Source organism: Clostridium sp. 2218st1_F5_2218SCRN_220325 (assembly GCF_039062665.1).
Classification (GTDB): domain Bacteria; phylum Bacillota; class Clostridia; order Peptostreptococcales; family Peptostreptococcaceae; genus Intestinibacter.
The window spans coordinates 138267-157992 of the sequence record NZ_JBCLNH010000002.1 but is presented as its reverse complement, the minus strand read 5'-3'; the positions used below and the strand labels follow the sequence as shown (position 1 = coordinate 157992).

Genomic DNA, 19726 nt, shown 5'->3' with positions numbered 1-19726 from the left:
ATAATATGACGAATAACGAATTAAACACAAGGGGTATAGTAGAATCAATTGATAAGTTTAATGAAAATAGTGAGCAAATATGCATAACGTTAAATGGATTAGAGGGGAGTATAAATGAATTTAATAAATCGATAACCAAGCTTGATTCTTTAAAACAAATCGATATAACCAAAAAGAAGATGGACGAGTTAAATACATATAAAAACAAAGTAGTGCAGATGGTAAGCGGGTTAAAAAATATAGATAAAGATTTGAGCGAATTAGATGAACTGATTAAAACTATTGCAAAGTTTGGAGATGAGATACACTCTGTAATGAAAAATAGCAATATGATAAGTTTTACTACAGTATCAAAAAACGTTAGAGACTTAGATAAAAAAATTACGGCTTTTAATAAGAGAATCGATACATTTATAGAAAGTGAATTATTAAAAAAGATGGACACTCAATATGAAGGTATAATGGAGCATATTGATTCTGTACTAGAAAGACAACAAAAAATGATAGATGAAATAGACAATAAATTAGATCAAATAGCGCCAGAAACTATCAACAATAAATCGACTTCTAGCAATATTGTAATTGATTCAAAATTTTAAGGAAATATCGAAAATATGATGAGAAGTGTTATAGAAGATGTAATTTGTAAAAATGACGGAAAGAAAAACTCAAAATCTTCAATTTACGCTGGATTTAGTACAAAAGTACTACAAGTTTTATCAGAAGAAGGGGAATTAGAGGCTAGTTATATTCTTGGAAATAGATATTATGATGAAGGTGAAATTGATAAAGCTGTTTTAGAATATGAAAAGTTGGTTGATAATAATGACAATAGATGTGCAGAGAGATTAATTAAAATATATAAACAAAAATCAAAAGAAGAAAATCCACTATATCAAGAAAAACTAGGATTTGAACTATATAGAGGTAAAATAATTAAAAAAGATATAGATAAAGCTATAAAATTATTAGAAAAAGCAGAGAAAAACGGAAGTAAAAATAGTAAAAAATATCTAGAGCTTATAAATTTAAAATAAAAAATTTAATAAATTTGTGGAGGGGGTGAAAGATTTATTCACCCTCTTTTTGATTTTAAATTATAATATTAATAAAATACTTATTATCAAAAAAATCCATAAAAAACTTATAGTTTAATGATATAATTATTAAGAATATTTATCTAAAATGAGTTATTTGCAGTAAAAATAGAAAATGACATATATAAAAGAATGAAATTTATTATAAAAGTCAAAATATATAATAAGGCAAAAATACTGGCAAATAAATGAATTGACAAGAAGTAAAATAAAGAGGTGATTTTGTGGAAGAAAAACTACAAGAAAAGGCCGTTTTAGTGGGCTTAAATATAACAACTAATGTAAAAAAAATCGACGATATTGATATAAATGAATCTATGGAAGAACTTAAAGAATTAGTAAAGGCTGCTGGAGCAGAAGTTTTAGCATCTGTAATTCAAAATAAACCAGCGAGAGATGCTGCTTATTTCATAGGAAAAGGTAAAGTTGAAGAAATAAGAGATTACTGTCAAATGCTTGGTGCTACAATGATAGTATTTAATGATGAATTATCAGGAGCACATATGAGAAACATAGAAGATGTTACTGGACTAAAAGTAATCGACAGAACAGCTTTAATATTAGACATATTCGCACAAAGAGCATTAAGTAAAGAAGGTAAACTACAAGTTGAGCTTGCTCAATTAAAATACAGATTACCAAGACTTTATGGAATGGGTGGACAAATGAGTAGAACTGGTGCTGGTATAGGTACTAGAGGTCCTGGTGAACAAAAGCTTGAAATAGATAAAAGACATATCTTAAATAGAGCTGCTGACATAAGAAAAGAGCTTAGAGAAGTAAAACAAAACAGAGAAACTCAAAGAGTTCAACGTCTAAAATCAAATATACCAATTGTTGCACTTGTTGGTTATACAAATGCAGGAAAATCGACTTTATTGAACGAATTAATAAAGACACACAAAGATTACGAAACTGAAAAAGAAGTTTTCGTAAAAGATATGCTATTTGCAACACTTGATGTAACTTTAAGAAAAGCTACTTTACCAAATAAAAGAGATTTTCTAGTAGTAGATACAGTTGGATTTGTAAGTAAACTACCTCATGATTTAGTAGAAGCATTCAAAGCGACACTAGAAGAAGTTAAATATGCAGACTTAATACTACATGTAATCGACGCTACAAACAGCAGTTTTGAATTACAAAAACAAACTACTGAATCAGTATTAAAAGAATTAGGTGCAGATGATAAGAAAACTATAATAGTTTACAACAAAATAGACAGACTAGAGCTAGATATTTATCCAAGAAATAGAGAAGATAGAATTTATATTTCTGCTAAAAAAGGTATCAATATGGATATCCTTCTAAAAATGATAGAAAATGCTTTAATGGAAGACACTTATCAAGTTAAATTATTACTTCCATACGATAAAGGTAATATATTCAGTAAAATAAAAGAAAAATACAACGTAGATTACTTTGAATATGTTGAAAATGGAACACAACTTGAAGTAAGTTTAGATGAAGAAGATTATAATATATATAAAGAATATATAGTTGAGGAATAAAAATGGACATAAGTTGGAGCAATATCGATAACTTAGATGACTACTTTATTACATATCTTCTTTATAACGAATCAAAAACAGTGTCCCAAATTAGCAAAATCAGAAATATACCAATTGCAGATGTAAATGATCATTTAATCAAAGCAAAATTAGAAATAAAATCTGCAAACAAACAAAAAGTAGAATCTTCAAAAGATATATTGGATAAATTTTTAGAATTAGGCAAAGACTCAAGACTTGAATTTATAGAAGAGCTGAGTCTAGATGAAGAAAAAGAATTAAACTTCAAAAGAGAATTATACAAAAGAATACTTAGAGAACAAAATGCAGATGATTTAATTGTCTTAATTTGGGCAACGGGAGAGTTTAGAGATGAAAGATTTTTAAAAATACTTCATCCTCTTACAAACCATAGACATTCAGACATAAGAAGAATAACTTATTCAGCTATTAGAAAAATATCTTCTCCAAAGAGCAAGTTAGTCTTGGAAAAGGGGCTATATGACCCAAATCCACAGACAAGACAATATTGTGCCAAAGCATTGGCAAAGGTGGGAGATGATAAGACAGTCGAGATTTTGCAACGACTTATAGACAGAAAAAAAATCAACGAAAAAGAATATGTCATCAGGGCATATAATGAAGCAATTTTGGCTTTGAAATATCTAACGGCAGGGGGAGAGGCACTATGAAGACATATAAAACATTACACAGTTTTGGAACAGATGAATACATAGTAGAAAAGTCTACTTTTATAGGATATGCAAAACCTATAAAGTCTGAAGAAGAAGCAGTAGAATTCATAAACGAAATAAAAAAGAAGCATAAAGATGCTACTCATAATGTTTGGGCATATACTGTTGGTGAAACTATGAACATCCAACGTTATAGTGACGATGGAGAGCCACAAGGAACAGCAGGAATCCCAACATTAGAAGTCATAAAAAAAGAAGACTTAAGAGATGTAGTAGTTGTTGTAACTAGATATTTCGGAGGAATAAAATTAGGAGCAGGCGGACTTGTTAGAGCATATACAAAAGGTGCAAAAGTTGGTATTGAAGCAGCTCAAATTATCCAAAAGGTAAAATACAAAGAAATAAGTGTAACTATAGACTATAACCAAATAGGAAAAGTTCAAAATGAAATAATGAATATGGGTTACAAAATAAAAGACACTTTATATACTGACAAAGTAGAAATAATAGTTTACTCGAGAGAAGAAGAAGCAGAATTACTAAAATCTAAAATGATAGATATAACTAGTGGAACTGCAGAAATAGGTGAAAGTGAAGGGTTTTATCTATCTGAAAAAGAAGGGGAAATTATTTTTTAGATAGGGTTTATTTAACAATAGATATATCGAGGGGGACGTCATAATGGAAAGTGAAAAAAACAAAATAACAAGACAAATAGGAATCTCTCTAGCTATAATAGGAATTTTATTCTTAGCTATAGCAATTTTGAATTTATCAAAAAACGAAGAGATAATCATATTCTGCTTTATGTATGGATTTATGATTTTCATGGTATTTAATTTATTTAAATTATCTAAATCAGGAAATGTGGATATGAACAATACTATAGAAACTTTAAATAAATTACAAAAGGACTTAGAAAGACAAAATTTCATACAAGATATGTTGAATCACGCCAATATGGAATTTGAAATAAATGAAAAAATGGCTTATATAAATAAAATTATTGAAAAGTACTCAGACAGTGCAGATGGTTATTACTATCGTGGCGAGTTTTATATAAAATTCGATAAATTTTATTCAGCTATAAAAGATTTTGAAAAAACATTAGAACTAGACAAAAACTATAAAGAAGCATATAGGGGTAAAGGTGTTTGTTATAGTAGACTAGGGGATAATGAACTAGCAATAAAAAATTATAAAAAATCATTGGAAATAGATCCAAGATATGAAGTGGCTTACTATAACTTAGGCGTATCTTATAGTAACTTAAAAGAATACGATAAGGCTATGGAAAGCTACACAAAAGCACTAGAAATAGACGAAAATGATGTTAGTGCCTATTATAATAGAGGAAGAATTCTAGCTTATTTAGGCAGATATAAAGAAGCATTAAAAGATTTTACAAATGCTATAAATCTTGAAAAATACGACGAGAGAATAGTCTACGAAAGAGCAGGACTATATTATTTAATGAAACAATATAAAAACTCACTACTAGACTACAAGACATTTGTAACTTTGGCTCCACATATGAAAGAAGGTTATTTGGGAATGGCGGATTGTTATTGTCAAATGAACCAAATTAATAACGCAATCGAATACTACAATAAATCCATAGAACTAGACCCAGAGTACGAAGAAAGCTACTTTAATCGTTCAGTAGCTTACTTAAAACAAGATAATTTACGCAAGGCCATAAAAGACTTGGACAGAGTTATAATATTAAATCCTAAAAATGGTGAAGCATATTACAACAGAGCACTTGCTTATGGTCAAATGGAAAATCACACAAAAGTAATACGTGATTTTTCAAAAGCGATAAAAATGGGATATAAAGTAGGAAAATCTTACTGCAATAGAGGAAAAGAGTACTCTATAACAGGAAACTTCAAAAAGGCAAAAGATGACTATACTCGCTCTATAGAACATGGTTACGAAAGTTATATTGTTTATATGGGAAGAGGAGCTGCAAACTTAGACTTAGAAGAATATAACGAAGCAATACTTGATTTTAATAAAGCAATTGAGCTTGATAAGAGCCAATTTAAAAATTATTATTATAGAGGTTTGGCTTATTATAAACTTCAGCAATATAAAGAAGCGATAGACGATTTTTCTGTTGCAATAGAAGGAAATCCATCTGACATAAGAGCTTATGAAAAACGTGGGGATGCATATTGCCAAACAGGTGATTATGATAATGCAATAAAGGACTTCTTTATGATAAGTAGATTAGAAGAAAAAAATTAACATAAAAAGCCTAAAACTATATTGTTTAATAGTTTTAGGCTTTATTTTTTTTGTTTGTCTTTGTGCATATAACCTTTTTGAATTTCAAAGATTCCTATAATCAATAAAAATACTCCAAAACATTTTCTTAAGATATCAGATGATAGATATTCTGCTAATGTAGAGCCAAAAAAAGCACCAACTATACCGAATAATACTATCGGAAGAACTAATTCAAAGTCGACGTTTTTCTTTTTAATATGTATGTATAGTGCTGCTATTGTCATAGGAATTGATGATAGTAAGTTGGTACTTTGGGCAATTTTAGGGTCAATACTTGCAAATAATATAAGAGCAGGGATTAGTATTGTTCCTCCACCCATTCCCATTCCGCCGATTATTCCAGCAAAAAATCCTATTATTGCTATTAACATAAATTCCTCCTATTAATAAAAAATCATTCTAATTGCAGATATTATCATAACTATTCCGAAAGCAATTCTCAAAAACTTACCGGTTACTTTGCTCAATAATTTTGCTCCCACGATACCTCCTATTATACTTCCTATGGCGGCTTTACATGTAAGGCCAATGTCATATGTTCCTTTGGAGATATATATTATGGAGCTTGTCGTTGTTAAAAATATTATTACAGCTAAGGCTGTAGCATGTGATTTGTGTTCTTCTACTTTTAAAATGTTGTTTAAAATAGGGACTAAAAGAGTACCACCGCCGGAACCGAATAGCCCATTAATAAAACCAGTAAAAGCTCCAATTATAGAATTTTTAATACTAAATGGATTGTTCATATCTTCACCACCTTGTATTATTATTTGTGATTTTGATAAAACTATGTATAGATGTAAAAATAATAAATTAATTTTGAAATAAATATGGTATTATAAGTATAGATTTTTATAAGAAAGGGGTAAAATAAATGGGAATAAATCAAAAAATAGAAAAAACAGTAGATTGGCTTAGGGAAAAAGTTAAAGAAGCAGGATGCAAAGGATTAGTTGTTGGGGTTTCTGGTGGAATAGACTCAGCTGTAGTTTGTTACCTTATAAAAAAAGCATTTCCAGACAACTCTATAGGGGTAATTATGAGCATCAACAGTAACCCAAAAGACAGAGAAGATGCACTTAAAGTTATAAACGGTTGTGGAATAGATTATATCGATTTAGATTTAACAACTCCACAAGAAATGATATTAAACTCTGTAACTTCAGCTCTTAAAGAAAAGAATTTATATAATGAAGATGGGCTTAGAGCATCAGATTCAAACTTAAGAGCTAGAGTAAGAATGTGTTCTGTTTATACAGTTGCAAACAACCTAGGGTATTTAGTTGTGGGAACAGACAACGCAGCAGAAATACATACTGGATATTTCACAAAATACGGCGATGGAGGAGTAGACTTAGTTCCAATAGCAAACCTTACAAAGGCAGAAGTTTATGAATGGGCTAAGGCACTAGGAGTACACGAAGATGTAATTAATAGAGCTCCATCAGCAGGTTTATGGGAAGGTCAAACAGACGAAAATGAAATGGGAACAACATACAACATGATAGACAAGGTTGTATTAGGCAAAAGAGATGAAGTTCCTCAAAAGGACTTAGACATCATAGATAGATTACATAAAATCAGTGAACATAAAAGAAACACAGCACCAAAACCTCCAAGATTCTAATTTACTAAATGGAAGTTTTGTGCTAAAATTTACTTTGCAATAGATTTTGAATAAATCTATAAATGAACGAAATTAAAATTAAGGAGTGAAATTATGGGTCGTATAGGCAATATTATCAATAGAAAAGGTAAACAAGATGCTAAAAGAGCATCAGTATTCACTAAACATGCAAGAGCTATAACTGTTGCAGCTAAAGAAGGTGGAGCTGATCCAGAATACAATGCAGCTTTAAAAACAGCTATAGATAAAGCTAAAGCTGACAATATGCCAAATGATAATATCAAAAGAGCAATAGACAAAGGTGCTGGAGCTGGCGGTGGAGAAGATTACTTCTCAAATACTTACGAAGGATATGGACCAGGTGGGGTTGCTGTTATAGTTGAAACTTTAACTGACAACAAAAACAGAACTGCTGGTAACATAAGATATTACTTCGACAAAAACGGTGGTAACTTAGGAACTACTGGATGCGTTGGTTTCATGTTCGATAGAAAAGGACAAATATTAATAGCTGCTGAAAATGTAAGCGAAGAACAATTAATGGACGACGCTTTAGAAGCTGGAGCAGACGATATAATAACAGAAGAAGATGGATTCGAAGTTGTAACAGCTCCAGAAGATTTCAACGCAGTTAGAGATGCTTTAGTTGAAAAAGGATATGAATTCGTATCTGCTGATATAAAATTAATACCACAAACTACTACAGTTTTAGATAACGAAGGTCAAGTAAAATCTATGGAAAAATTAATAGACTTACTTGAAGAAGATGATGACGTTCAAAATGTGTACCATAACTGGGAGATTACAGAGTAATCTTGAAAATACAGTAATTGCAACGTTTTTAAACGGTTGAAACAACAAAAAATACTAAAATAACACTTTAATAATGGAATACATTACTAAGTTTTAAAGTGCTAATGATGAAATACCTGTTTTCGTAGGAATATATAAGTTTCTACGAAAGGAGGTATTTTTTTATGGAATTAAACGAGTTATTACAAGAGTTTGTATTTGATTTAGAAGTAAGAAACATTTCTGAAAGGACTATAAAGACCTATCACAACAATATTAATCAAGCATTTACATACTTAAAAAATAAGTATGACATACATTCTGTGGAAGAGATAGAACCAAAGCACATCAAAAACTATGCAACATTTATGAAAACTAAAGGAAACAAAGTTAGCTATATAAATAGTGTTTATAAATCACTTAGAGCATTTTTTAAATATTGCTCTACCGAAGAATATATAGACACAAATCCAATGGATAAAGTTTCTTGGCAAAAAGAAGGCAAAACCATAATCGAAACATTTACTGACGAAGAGATAAGACGAATGTTGAAGTATTACAACGGTAGAGATTTTATGAGCATAAGAAACAAGACCATTATTTATTGCTTGGTAGACTTAGGAGTAAGGGCAAACGAACTTTGTCAAATGGATAGTATGAATATATTCAAAAATAGTGTAAAGATAGTTGGCAAAGGCAACAAGGAAAGATACTTGCCAATATCTCCTGTTTTGAAAAAACAGATGATGAAGTATGAAAGGGCGAAGGCTAGTTTTTATCAAAACAAGACCATAAAATACAGTAATTATTTTTTATCTTTCAGAAGTAAGCCATTGACAATAGAGGCAATAGAACGAGTTGTAAAGGTTTGTGGTAAGGAATGTAAGGTTAGAGAAGATGTAAGATGTTCTCCACATACAATTAGACATTATTACTCACAGAAACATTTAAGAAATGGATTAGATATTTATACATTATCAAGATTGTTAGGGCATGAAACCGTAGGCATTACAAAGACCTATTTACAATCATTAAGAGATAGTGAAGTCATTGAATTAGGAACAACTACAAGTCCTTTAATGACATTAAAATAGGCAAATAAAAAAGAGGTGTTAGCACCACCTCTTTGACACAAGACACTTAAAAACATCATTAAAAAATTTGATAAGAAAATTTCAAAAGTTCATAAGAAAATTTCAAAATTTCAAAAGTTCATAAGAAAATCTTGTACTATGATTATAGCATTTTTGCTGTAATTGGACAAGTAGTTGTTAAAGCAAAAGAGCAACTATAAATATATCATAGGGTGAGTTGAGCCGATGCATAAAATCAACAGTTACAAGGAGGACTATTTTCTGCTTTACACCGTTTGTACTTGTAATGCTAGGTGATGACCACCACGAAGGGTCTGGAGGAAATATCAAGTATTTTATAGTGATATAAAATAGTAGTATTCTTTATCTCGATAGAGTTGTTGAGGGCTTGTACCAATGTAAAAAGAATATCCTTGTAAGAGGTAAGCAAAAGCAGAGTTATACAAAATACTCAGATGAAAAAGAGCATAAAGTATTTCGGCTTATATCTATCAATCATTGACTATTTTTTAGTCTTTGGTTGTTAGGTATAACTGTTTCCAAAAGCCTAGAATCCCCTAAGCATATAGCATTGTAACTAGGGAATTGCAACAAGTACAACAAAAAAATACAAGTGCTTGGAAACAGTTGATATACTTTAATAATATATATAGATATATAGATATAAGAAATAGATAACCAACAAGACCTACCCACCCAATAGCTACCCAATACCCAAGAACAAAAAACTTAATTAGTATCTATATGGAAAAGATTGAGTAAGTAATAAGCAATATGGAAACCCCTACCCAATATGGATAAAAATAATTTATAGTGATAATAAAAGATTTGCTAGATAGATAGGATATATCAAAAAAGGTTTGATACTAAAAAGCATAGTTATAAATTAGCAACTAAAAAAACGGCACACCTATTAAACAAAGTCTAAAAAAAGTATTGTTACAATAACATACCAATTATTAAGATAAAACACTATTTATAGATTTTAGAAAAATAACAACAACGGAAAAATCCGCCCTTCAAAATATTTAACAAACTTTAAACAATGGAAGATTGTGGAGGATAACGTAGAACTACCAGTATCTAGTGCAACAAACCAAGCCAAAATTGGTTTGGTTAAATATTAGTTAGAAGGTATATATAAACAAACAAGTAATGGAAAAGAAAATAGATAACATCAATATAGATTTTGATAGCGATAATGTTCGCCCTCAAAAATATTAGTTAGAGGAAATTGCGACCACAAAAATGGATTAATGCCACTTAATATAAAAATACAACAACATACCCAATAAAGCGTATAACCCCAAAATAGGGCATATTTTAATATCATTAAATAAGTTTTAATAATTTATAATTTTTTTTATAAAAATAGGTTGTATTGAGCCTTATATAACTACAAATAGTTATAAGATGATAAAAAACAAAAATAAATGTGGAGGTACAATCTATGACAATGACTATTAAAGAAGTTTTAGAAATTTTATACGAGGATTACGGAGTAAGTAAGTCTTGGATGTCAAAAAGGCTTGATATATCACAAGTTTATATGACGGAGCTTTACAAAGGTAAAAAGTTAGGTAGTAAAAAAATGAAAAGACGAGTTTTAGAACTAGCACAAAGATATTTTGATATTGAAGAAATTGTTTAGGCAGCTAACTTTATGGTTGCCTTTTTATAGGGGCGGGTAATAAAGAATCCTTTACTTAAATAAAAAGTATTTTCTGTAGGAGGAAGATATATTTTTAAAAAAAAGAAAAGGAGAAAAAACATGAAAGAGTTACAAATTTTTAATAATGATATGTTTGGAGAAGTAAGAGGTTTAAATATAGACGGCAAACCTTATGCAGTGGCTAATGATATAGCTAAAACATTAGGGTATACAAATCCAAGTAAAGCAACAAACGACCATTGTAAAAAATCTAAAATGGTGTGGGGTAACGATTCGTTAGGTCGTCGCCAACAATTTAAAGTTATACCAGAAGGCGACATTTACAGATTAATAATAAAATCAAAATTACCACAAGCACAAGACTTTGAATGTTGGGTAATGGACGAAGTTTTACCACAAATAAGACAAACAGGTGGATATATACCAGTGAGCCAAGAAGATGATGAAAAATTAATATTGGCAAAGGCTTTGATGATTACAAAAAGAACAATAGAGCAAAAAGAACAACTTTTACAACAAGCAAACAAGACTATAGAAAAACAAAAACCACTTGTAGACGGATATAAACAATTTTTAGATGTAGGAAAAAATATGGACTTTGGAACATTTGCAAAGCATATTGGAATAGGCAGAAATAAGATTATGGCTCAACTTAGAGAGTGGAAAGTGTTAATGACAGATGAATATACTGTTATGGGTGTTAAAAAAACAGGAGATAAACATAATCAACCATATCAGAAGTATATGGATAAAAGATATTTTATTGTTAAACATAAACAATTAAAGACAGGACAATATAAGCCAGTAACACTTGTAACACCACGTGGAGCAACTGCAATAGTAAAAGAATTTAAAAAAAGAGATTTAATATAATAATAAAAAACAGGTGATACCTCCTCACCTGTTTAAAAAAAGAATGGAATTTTAGTTAAAGCCGTTAATGTAACGGCTTTTTTTATTTCTAATATATTAATAAAGTTTTATGTTGATTAGTAAAAAAAATAATTATTTTTTGCAGACTTTTTACAGACCTTTTTAAATCTTTATTAATAAGATGTAAAGATGATTATACAAAGTTACGGAGGTTGCAACTATGACAAATAGAAATAACAATGAATTTTTTAGTTATGAAAAGGAGAATATTATTATGGAATTAGTAAGTACGGTACAAGATGTTGAAATAAAAGATTTTGAAGGGGATATATTTGTAATATCTGATGGAAAATTTATAAAAGGACTTACTGCAAACGAATATTTAGTATATTATGCTTTTTTAGGTTTAGTATCAAATCATAATAATGACGGTCAACATTTTATATATAAACATGATTTAAACTTTGCCCAACTTGAACAAGATTTAAGATTAAGTGGTAGATATGAAAATACAATAATGTCAAGAAAAACTATGAAGTCTACTTTTGATGACTTAGTTAAAAAGAAAGTATTTAAATCAGTTACACTAGATAGTGGGGACGAAGTTTATTATATAGTTCCAGTTAAAAAATATCTATTTACAAGAATGCCAAAGGAAACATATAAAGCATTTTCAAAAACATTAAGTGGAGATGCCTTAAAAATATTTTGCTTTATCAAAGGTAATTTAGACAACATAAAAGCAAATGGAAAAGATGTATTATATATGAATAGAAGTACGATTGCAAAAGCCTGTGGCATAACAAATAGAAAAGGTGAAATAACTATAAAGCAACTTGATTTAGTAGGAACTATACTAAAAACATTATATAGTTTTGATATTATAGATTATGTTTTAAAAACAAAATCAGTTGATGGAAAATTAGTTGGTAGATATGAATTTTATGGTACTAAAACAGAATTAAAAAAACAAAAAAAGATAAACTAATCATATAGGTGGCAGAAATAATGCCACCTATTTTTTTTATGCCCTTTTACAAAATAACAATAAAATGGGCTTGAAGTGGGGTATCGTGAAACCAAGTAATTTCAATGGCTGTAATCTTGGGTTGGAAACGGGGTAACGGGTGGGTTGGAAACGGGGTAACGGTGGGTTGGAAACGGGGTATACCCCCTTAAATTTTGGGTTGGAACTGGGGTACTTATTAGAACAGTATATTAGAACTATTTATATTAGAACTCTTATATTAGAACAAAGTTTGGGAAAAGCAAAAAGCACTTCGTACTTTTTACTTTTGCCCAGAAAAACTGAAACTGAACTGGAGCTGACTGTTGGGGACACCCCAAACCCCTCAATTACAAACTAAAACTGAATTATTACTGATTTTGTACTTTTTATAAATTTTTATTGATTATTAATAATTACTTGTAAAAAGCAAAGCCATAGACGGCTTTTTAAAGGGTGTCTAGTAATTTTGCCTATACTTTATACCTTTATATATAGTGTTTTTACGGTTACTGGTTGTAACGTTACTGGTAGTAACCGAATTGTTTAAAAAGGTGAAATTTAATTTACCTTCGAGATATATTTTTTAGAGTTAACCTAGAATGTACTCCAAGTAAAATACAAGATAAAAAAATTTATCGTAAACCTAGAATGTACGACGATTTAGATTCACCATAAAATAAGCCTATAATAAAACAAATATTTTATTTGGATGGAATAGACGTTATATATAATGTATATACCCTTAGGATATGCAACCGTACACTTATATAGTAATAATCATCCTAAACAAGTTATTTCAAGGGTGAAGTAGCCAATAGTCTATTTTTAACTGAAAATGAAAAAAAATATTACCCCTATTAATAATAGGGGTAATTGTTTTTTTAATCGAAGGGATGAAAAGCTAAAGTGCTTATTAAGCACATCAGGTCAAAGAAGAGAAAATAACCAGTCATACAAATAATACGAGTACTATCCTAAATAATCTTTAAGGATATTATCATAATAAAGCTATGGATAAATTTGAGATTGGAATAGATTTCCTAAACACTTGCCAAGGGTTTAGGAATTAAAAGTAGCCTATACTAAGGTTTACAACTTTGAAGAGAATATAGATTTAAAAGGTGCTTATCAGACAAGCAACAATTAAAAGGTATCGTTGATACCGATACGTTGACAAAAATGGGTTATGCTAAACAAATATTAATGAATTTGAATTTGGAATTGATATTTTAGATTTAAAATCAAACGAAGAGTTCGTTATCCTTGCTAAGGATAACGGATTAGAAATACATCAATTAAGCACACTAACTAATGGTTATAGTGCCACATTTTCAACTGATGAATTTGAAAATAGAGTTGATATTTTAGATTTAAAAGGGAATTCAGATTTCGAGATGGAGATTCTCCATAACGGATTATATACTCAAAATCCAAATGAAATGGTGTCAAGGGTAGATGAAGATGAAAAAGTCAAAGTAAACAATGTTTACGTTGAAGGTAGAAATGGTGGAAATGGAGTATGGCTTTTAACTGAAGATGGTCTTATGAAGTTTTAATGCAAAGTAGAAAAAGTAACCGACAGTAACGGTTACAATTTAGAAAACTTAGGATTTACTAAAATGCAAATAGCTAAATCTAAAAATATTTATCTATTATCTGAAAGAGGATGTGTAAAACTTGTAAAAATAATGGATACTGATTTAGCAAAAGATGTAGCAGAGTGGATAGAACATAAAAATCCAAGCAAGATGATTGAAGATGCAGATGATGATGAAAAATTAATCGCAGTATGTGATGTAACTAATAGTTATACCACATCTAAGTCGAGAAACATTCAAGAAATGTGGCTTTTAACAGAAGACGGGGCTATACGTTAATAGATTTAAACGTATTTATGACCTAAATACGTATGATGTATTTAAAGAACGGTGATTATAAAGCACTATAAAAAGATTTAAAGTGAGAGAGTAATCTCACCGATATATTATAGTGGTCATGTCAAAGAAGAAATTGATTATATAAACATAAAAGATGGCAACGAGATTACCAACAATTTATTAGTAAGTTTGGGTTTTTATAGTAAAAACGTGTGCATGATACGCAAACGTTAATAAATTTATTAGACTTAAAAAACTCAAACGAGAATCTCGTTTCACTTTTAAAAGTTGGCTATACGTCAGACGTATACGTTTTGAAAGAGTTAATAATAATACAACAATAAAAAAAAGACGGATTGTTCAAAGCAATTCTTAAAAGTTATTTATGAGATAAATAATAATTTATTCATATAAATGCTATTTATACTAAACAACAAATAGCAAATTTTAAAATAATTATGGTTGTTAAAGTTGGAAATAAATTATATTGTTTATTAGTTTATGATAACTTTAGATAGTTTTAGAAACAGATCAACATTTATATATATCTATAACAAATTAAATATAAGCAAACTATACAACCTAAAAAAACAAAAAATACATAAAATATGTAATAAATTAATAAAAAATATGCAAGAAAATAGTTGTAACTGGGTACACAGAAATACAATATATATTGATAAAGTAAAAAGGAGTGAATAAAAGAATTATAAATCTCTTTTGAAAAGAATTATAAACCTCTTTTGAATAGTAACTCTTAATGCTTTTTATCTTCATGAGCCAATCCTACCTCCGAAGTAATGGATTGGCTTACTTTTTAATTTTTTGTAAAGGGGTTTGAAAGAATGATTAATAAGGAATATTTAAAAAAATTAGTTTTATACCAGTTTGGGAGTATAAGAAATTTATCTGATGAATTAGGGATTAGCACAAGAACTGTTTATGGTTGGTTTGGTAATAATACAATACCAATACAGAAACTTGAATTGATATTAAATAAGATTGATATAGATATTGATAAAAATAAACTATTTATACTAGAAAGGAATTAGATATGAATAAAAAACATTTAAAAGAGCAAAGAGCAAAATTAGAAAAAACAAAAAATGTTTTAATGCAAAAGTCTATGGAACAAAGGTCATATAAAGAACAAAAAGCCATAGATGAAATGAATGACCAAATAAGGTCAATAGATATACAATTAAAAAGTTTTAAAGCAGAAACTAGAAAGGTTGAGGTAAACAATATGGATAAAAACATAGAACAAAGAAAAGCACTAGAAGGCTTTATAAGGACTAAAGAATGCAGAAATTTAAATACATCAAATGGTGGAGCGGTTATACCAACATCTATTTCAGAGCAAATAGTAGAAAAACTAGATGAAACAGCACCGTTATTTGGTAGGGTAAACAAATTAACACCTGTAAATGGCAACTTAGAAATATTAAAAGAAAAAGAAGTCGGTCAAGCAGGGTTCTTTGGAGAAGGTTCAGATTTAGATATATCTGATTTTGAGTTTGAAAAAGTAAAACTTGAACAACGTAGAGCTGGAACGGTAGTACAATTAACTCAAAAATTAGTTAATGATAGTGGAATTGATATAGTTGATTATGCTAATAATATATTAGTTAGAAGATTAGCTAAAACTTTAGATAGAGCCATGATATTAGGTGAAGTTGAACAAGAAGAATTTGAAGGGTTATGTAATGCTCCAGAGGAATGCGAAGTTAATCCATTAGGCGAAGAAGTTACAATAGATGATTACATGAACACTTTAAATGCTATGCACCCAACACTACAAGACAAAGCAATATGGGTTATGTCAAGAACAGAATTTAATAGAATATCATTAAAGAAAGATAACTTAGGAAACTTCTATCTAACAAGAGATATAATAGACGGAAAACCACAATATAGATTATTTGGTTGTGAAGTTTGTGTATCTGATGATATGGCAGAAGTTGAAGATGTTCAAGCATATTTAGTTAATGTTGAAGAGGCTTTCGGTGGAATAATCAAAAAAGATATGGAATTAAAACATATAAATGCAGATACTAAGAATGCTTTAAGAGGTTCTGTAACTATGATATTAGATGTATATGCAGATGTTAAAATTAAAAATGAACAAGCTATAAAAGTTTTAAAAACTGCATAGTTAATGATAGATAGGGCATAAAAGAAGGCTCTTTTTTTATGCCCTTTTTTATTTATGAAAGGAGATAAAGGCATTGAAAAATATAGAACTAAGAATGAATAGCTTTAATGTTATTGATAATGACCAAGAAGGCAAATTAACAGTACAAGGTTATGTTAATGAAACTGGAAAGGAATCACACCTTTTAGGGGATAGAAAAAAATTTAAAGAAACTATCTCAAAAGGGGCATTTACAAGAGCATTAGCAAAAGGTAATGATATACACTTTTTAGCAGAACATGACGAAAATAAAATACTAGCAAGTACAAGAAATGGTTCATTAACATTAAAAGAAGATGATAAAGGATTATTAATGACGGCAGATATATCTGATACAACTTACGGCAGAGATTATCATACTTTAATCAAAGACGGTATATTAAGAAATATGTCTTTTGGATTTACGGTAGATAAGGATAAATGGAGCAAAGACAAGGACGGAACATATAAAAGGGAAGTAAATGACCTTACTTTATATGAGGTTTCTGTTGTAACTAACCCAGCCTACCCACAAAGCACAATATCGGCAAGGGGATTAAATATTATTGAAGATGTAGAAATACCGAACATAGAAGAGAGAGCCTGTGTAAGTGGTGTATGGGACGATAAAGATATATTAAATATAGCTTTAGATATAATCGGTGATGTATCAACATTACTTCAACATAATAAAAAATCAGATACAAAAGTATTAGATACAGAAGTTGAACAAGCATTTAATGAAATGATATTAAATTGTTCAGAAATTATATCTGACCTAAACGAAACAGTTAGTAATAAAGATGATGAAATATATTCAAATATTTAAATAGATAAAAGAAAGAGGTAAAATACATATGAAGAAACGTTTAGCTGGGCTAAAAGGAATCCATGTTGCTAAATACAATGACAACGGAACATTTGGAACACCAGTACCAATAACAGGTGCTAAATCAGTTTCGGCAGAGTTAGAGTATTCAGAAGCAAAATTCTATGCAGATGATGTAAATGACTTTGTTGACTACCAATTCTCTGGTGGTTCTGGTGAACTTGTTTTAAGTGGGTTACAACTAGAAGAATATAAAACATTATTTGGATGTGATTATCAAGACGGAGTAACTACTATTAACTCTGGTGATACTGCGCCACAATTAGCATTATTATTTGAGAGAAAAAAATTAGGTACTCAAGAAAAAATGTTATATGTGATATATAATGTTAAATTTGCACCACCAACAATAGAAGCAAATACTATGGAAGGTGAAATATCAGAAGAAACTATGACTTTATCGTTTACTGTTGCAGAAATGTCAAATGGTGATGTTTATAGAGTTGCTGATAGTGGTACTGCTACAACAGTTGCACAAAATTGGTATCAAAAAGTATATACTGGTGGCGAAGGTAGAGTAGCAAAGGAAAAACCAGTATCAAAAGAAAAATCAAAGAACACAGAAAATGTAGCTTAATATTTAAAGGGTGTGTAACGAAATGTTACATACCTTTTTGATGTAAAAGGAGAGATTATATGGGAATATTCAATAGATATAAAAATAGAAAGAATATAGAATCTGCCGTAGAAGGCAATTATGGTTCGCTATTTACAAGCAGAGGGAACAGTATAACAGTTGATGAAAATAATATTACTGAAATACCAAGTGTTAAAAATGCTTTAGATTTAATAACAGGGTCAATAAGTAATTTACCAATATATTTATATAAAGAAGATAATGACGGAAACATAGAAAGACAACGAGATGATTATAGAGAAAAAATATTAAATGAGGAATGTAATAGTATAGAATGTTCTAGTAACTTAAAAAAGAACATGGCTAAAGATATGCTACTACATGGGATAAGTTATAGTGTTCAAGATAAAGAATACGGTGATATTTTAGGATTACATAGGGTAGAGCCAAGACAAGTACAACTTAATAAAATGATTGATAGAAAAGGATTTATAAGGGATTTAACTGTAAACTATACATTAAATGGGGTATATGTAGAAGATTTAGAAGTTGAAGATTTTTTAATAGTACCTTTTTCAAGTAAGGACGGATTAAGGGGTAAAGGTATATTATCAACAAACCAAGATATATTAAGCCTTATGCTATCGGAAATAATGTATCAAAACAATGTTATCGGAAATGGAGCATTACCATTAGGTATACTAGAAACAGACGGTAGACTATCAGAGCCAACGGCAGAAAGACTTAGACAAAGTTGGGAAAATGTGTACGGAGGAATAAGAAATAGTGGTAAAACTGTTATTCTTGAAGAAGGTCTTAAATATAAAAGTTTAAGTTTATCTCCTAACGAATTAGGTCTTTTAGATAGTAGAAAGACACATACTGAATTAACAGAAGAAATATTTAATTTACCAAAAGGGATGTTATCAAGTGCAACGGTTATTCAAAGTGAAGAGTTTTTAAGGTTTACATTAAATCCTATTCTATCTGCAATAGAGGGAGCAATTAATAAAACTCTATTATTAGAAGAAGAAAAAGCAGAGGGATATTATTTTAGATTTGATGTTTCGGAATTATTAAAGGCTAGTTTTAAAGAGCAAGTGGAAACGGTAAGTAGTGCAACTAACAACGGATTAATGACTATAAATGAAGGTAGGGCATTACTAGATATGAAACCTTTCTTAGATAAAGACTTCTTATTACTATCACAAGGTAATGTAAAACTTAATACAGACGGAGTAATAGAAGTATTTAATACTCTTGATTTAAATAGGGATAATGATACGGATATTAAAGAGTAAATATATGTATGTAATATAGAGCCACATATAATAAGTGTGGCTTTATATGATTGATGATATAGAGCAATATAGGTTTGATTAATATGCTAAGTATAAATAGTAATGCTTGGTATTGTATTAAGTAATAGATAGCACTATTTAAAGATAATCAAAGTAGGTTATCCAATAGTAAAGTAACTATATTAAACAATAATATTAAATAGATATAGTTACTTTGGATAGTGCTATTTAATAAACCTATAAT

The 19726-nt window shown here is 29.4% G+C and carries 21 protein-coding genes; 19 read left to right on the top strand and 2 right to left on the bottom strand.

Annotation, left to right across the window (positions count from 1 at the left end):
* Positions 1 to 5: 5 nt before the first annotated feature.
* The 6 genes from ABCM86_RS02275 to ABCM86_RS02250 all read left to right on the top strand — a co-directional run bounded on the left by ABCM86_RS02275 (position 6) and on the right by ABCM86_RS02250 (position 5556).
* A complete protein-coding gene (locus ABCM86_RS02275; RefSeq protein WP_343003399.1) occupies positions 6 to 599 on the top strand; it encodes a hypothetical protein in 594 nt (197 codons plus the stop codon).
* Between the two features lie 15 nt (positions 600 to 614).
* Positions 615 to 1037 carry a hypothetical protein gene (locus tag ABCM86_RS02270; protein ID WP_343003398.1) on the top strand — a complete coding sequence of 141 codons (423 nt, stop codon included), beginning with the start codon at positions 615 to 617 and terminating at the stop codon, positions 1035 to 1037.
* A 284-nt stretch (positions 1038 to 1321) separates the two neighbouring features.
* A complete protein-coding gene (gene hflX / locus ABCM86_RS02265; RefSeq protein WP_195929935.1) occupies positions 1322 to 2608 on the top strand; it encodes a GTPase HflX in 1287 nt (428 codons plus the stop codon).
* Between the two features lie 2 nt (positions 2609 to 2610).
* Complete coding sequence (locus ABCM86_RS02260; protein ID WP_195929934.1) at positions 2611 to 3300, top strand: helix-turn-helix domain-containing protein; 690 nt, start codon at positions 2611 to 2613, stop codon at positions 3298 to 3300.
* Entirely contained in the window at positions 3297 to 3941 is a 645-nt protein-coding gene (locus tag ABCM86_RS02255; RefSeq protein ID WP_343003397.1) for a YigZ family protein, read from the top strand. The genes ABCM86_RS02260 and ABCM86_RS02255 overlap by 4 nt, the downstream gene beginning before the upstream one ends.
* 43 nt (positions 3942 to 3984) lie before the next feature.
* Positions 3985 to 5556, top strand: a complete 1572-nt coding sequence (locus ABCM86_RS02250; RefSeq protein WP_343003395.1) for a tetratricopeptide repeat protein — start codon at positions 3985 to 3987, stop codon at positions 5554 to 5556.
* Positions 5557 to 5597: 41 nt separating this feature from the next.
* Here ABCM86_RS02250 and ABCM86_RS02245 read toward each other — a convergent pair whose 3' ends face one another.
* A complete protein-coding gene (locus tag ABCM86_RS02245) occupies positions 5598 to 5969 on the bottom strand; it encodes a sulfite exporter TauE/SafE family protein (RefSeq protein WP_195929931.1) in 372 nt (123 codons plus the stop codon).
* Positions 5970 to 5981: 12 nt separating this feature from the next.
* Positions 5982 to 6416, bottom strand: a complete 435-nt coding sequence (locus ABCM86_RS02240; protein WP_343003431.1) for a sulfite exporter TauE/SafE family protein — start codon at positions 6414 to 6416, stop codon at positions 5982 to 5984.
* Positions 6417 to 6472: 56 nt separating this feature from the next.
* On the opposite strand from ABCM86_RS02240, the gene nadE reads away from it, so the two are divergent.
* The 13 genes from nadE to ABCM86_RS02175 all read left to right on the top strand — a co-directional run bounded on the left by nadE (position 6473) and on the right by ABCM86_RS02175 (position 19482).
* A complete protein-coding gene (gene nadE, locus ABCM86_RS02235) occupies positions 6473 to 7225 on the top strand; it encodes an NAD(+) synthase (protein WP_295763046.1) in 753 nt (250 codons plus the stop codon).
* Between the two features lie 93 nt (positions 7226 to 7318).
* Positions 7319 to 8038, top strand: a complete 720-nt coding sequence (locus tag ABCM86_RS02230; RefSeq protein WP_022071231.1) for a YebC/PmpR family DNA-binding transcriptional regulator — start codon at positions 7319 to 7321, stop codon at positions 8036 to 8038.
* A gap of 164 nt (positions 8039 to 8202) precedes the next feature.
* Positions 8203 to 9111 (top strand): tyrosine-type recombinase/integrase, encoded by a 909-nt coding sequence (locus ABCM86_RS02225; RefSeq protein WP_343003393.1) that lies wholly within the window; start codon positions 8203 to 8205, stop codon positions 9109 to 9111.
* A gap of 1450 nt (positions 9112 to 10561) precedes the next feature.
* Complete coding sequence (locus ABCM86_RS02220) at positions 10562 to 10762, top strand: hypothetical protein (RefSeq protein ID WP_343003392.1); 201 nt, start codon at positions 10562 to 10564, stop codon at positions 10760 to 10762.
* A gap of 120 nt (positions 10763 to 10882) precedes the next feature.
* Positions 10883 to 11656, top strand: a complete 774-nt coding sequence (locus ABCM86_RS02215) for a BRO family protein (protein WP_343003391.1) — start codon at positions 10883 to 10885, stop codon at positions 11654 to 11656.
* A 220-nt stretch (positions 11657 to 11876) separates the two neighbouring features.
* Positions 11877 to 12644, top strand: a complete 768-nt coding sequence (locus ABCM86_RS02210; protein WP_343003390.1) for a hypothetical protein — start codon at positions 11877 to 11879, stop codon at positions 12642 to 12644.
* A gap of 1415 nt (positions 12645 to 14059) precedes the next feature.
* The gene (locus tag ABCM86_RS02205; protein ID WP_343003389.1) at positions 14060 to 14221 is read left to right on the top strand and encodes a hypothetical protein; all 162 of its coding nucleotides are present in this window, start codon (positions 14060 to 14062) and stop codon (positions 14219 to 14221) included.
* Between the two features lie 63 nt (positions 14222 to 14284).
* Positions 14285 to 14542, top strand: a complete 258-nt coding sequence (locus tag ABCM86_RS02200; RefSeq protein ID WP_343003388.1) for a hypothetical protein — start codon at positions 14285 to 14287, stop codon at positions 14540 to 14542.
* Positions 14543 to 15387: 845 nt separating this feature from the next.
* A complete protein-coding gene (locus ABCM86_RS02195; protein WP_343003387.1) occupies positions 15388 to 15594 on the top strand; it encodes a helix-turn-helix domain-containing protein in 207 nt (68 codons plus the stop codon).
* Between the two features lie 2 nt (positions 15595 to 15596).
* Complete coding sequence (locus tag ABCM86_RS02190) at positions 15597 to 16697, top strand: phage major capsid protein (RefSeq protein WP_343003386.1); 1101 nt, start codon at positions 15597 to 15599, stop codon at positions 16695 to 16697.
* A gap of 73 nt (positions 16698 to 16770) precedes the next feature.
* On the top strand, positions 16771 to 17544 hold the full coding sequence (locus ABCM86_RS02185; protein WP_343003385.1) for an HK97 family phage prohead protease: 774 nt from the start codon (positions 16771 to 16773) through the stop codon (positions 17542 to 17544).
* Between the two features lie 28 nt (positions 17545 to 17572).
* The gene (locus tag ABCM86_RS02180) at positions 17573 to 18181 is read left to right on the top strand and encodes a major tail protein (RefSeq protein WP_343003384.1); all 609 of its coding nucleotides are present in this window, start codon (positions 17573 to 17575) and stop codon (positions 18179 to 18181) included.
* Positions 18182 to 18240: 59 nt separating this feature from the next.
* Positions 18241 to 19482, top strand: a complete 1242-nt coding sequence (locus tag ABCM86_RS02175; protein WP_343003382.1) for a phage portal protein — start codon at positions 18241 to 18243, stop codon at positions 19480 to 19482.
* Positions 19483 to 19726 lie beyond the last annotated feature (244 nt).

Bases quoted from the DNA above. Each gene is read 5' to 3' on its own strand.
- ABCM86_RS02260 (WP_195929934.1), top strand. From the start codon at position 2,611: ATGGACATAAGTTGGAGCAATATCGATAACTTAGATGACTACTTTATT.
- ABCM86_RS02270 (WP_343003398.1), top strand. From the start codon at position 615: ATGATGAGAAGTGTTATAGAAGATGTAATTTGTAAAAATGACGGAAAG.
- ABCM86_RS02275 (WP_343003399.1), top strand. From the start codon at position 6: ATGACGAATAACGAATTAAACACAAGGGGTATAGTAGAATCAATTGAT.
- ABCM86_RS02215 (WP_343003391.1), top strand. From the start codon at position 10,883: ATGAAAGAGTTACAAATTTTTAATAATGATATGTTTGGAGAAGTAAGA.
- ABCM86_RS02200 (WP_343003388.1), top strand. From the start codon at position 14,285: ATGCAAATAGCTAAATCTAAAAATATTTATCTATTATCTGAAAGAGGA.
- ABCM86_RS02195 (WP_343003387.1), top strand. From the start codon at position 15,388: ATGATTAATAAGGAATATTTAAAAAAATTAGTTTTATACCAGTTTGGG.
- ABCM86_RS02230 (WP_022071231.1), top strand. From the start codon at position 7,319: ATGGGTCGTATAGGCAATATTATCAATAGAAAAGGTAAACAAGATGCT.
- ABCM86_RS02245 (WP_195929931.1), bottom strand. From the start codon at position 5,969: ATGTTAATAGCAATAATAGGATTTTTTGCTGGAATAATCGGCGGAATG.
- nadE (WP_295763046.1), top strand. From the start codon at position 6,473: ATGGGAATAAATCAAAAAATAGAAAAAACAGTAGATTGGCTTAGGGAA.
- ABCM86_RS02255 (WP_343003397.1), top strand. From the start codon at position 3,297: ATGAAGACATATAAAACATTACACAGTTTTGGAACAGATGAATACATA.
- ABCM86_RS02180 (WP_343003384.1), top strand. From the start codon at position 17,573: ATGAAGAAACGTTTAGCTGGGCTAAAAGGAATCCATGTTGCTAAATAC.
- ABCM86_RS02205 (WP_343003389.1), top strand. From the start codon at position 14,060: ATGGAGATTCTCCATAACGGATTATATACTCAAAATCCAAATGAAATG.
- ABCM86_RS02220 (WP_343003392.1), top strand. From the start codon at position 10,562: ATGACAATGACTATTAAAGAAGTTTTAGAAATTTTATACGAGGATTAC.
- ABCM86_RS02175 (WP_343003382.1), top strand. From the start codon at position 18,241: ATGGGAATATTCAATAGATATAAAAATAGAAAGAATATAGAATCTGCC.
- ABCM86_RS02250 (WP_343003395.1), top strand. From the start codon at position 3,985: ATGGAAAGTGAAAAAAACAAAATAACAAGACAAATAGGAATCTCTCTA.
- ABCM86_RS02210 (WP_343003390.1), top strand. From the start codon at position 11,877: ATGACAAATAGAAATAACAATGAATTTTTTAGTTATGAAAAGGAGAAT.
- ABCM86_RS02190 (WP_343003386.1), top strand. From the start codon at position 15,597: ATGAATAAAAAACATTTAAAAGAGCAAAGAGCAAAATTAGAAAAAACA.
- ABCM86_RS02225 (WP_343003393.1), top strand. From the start codon at position 8,203: ATGGAATTAAACGAGTTATTACAAGAGTTTGTATTTGATTTAGAAGTA.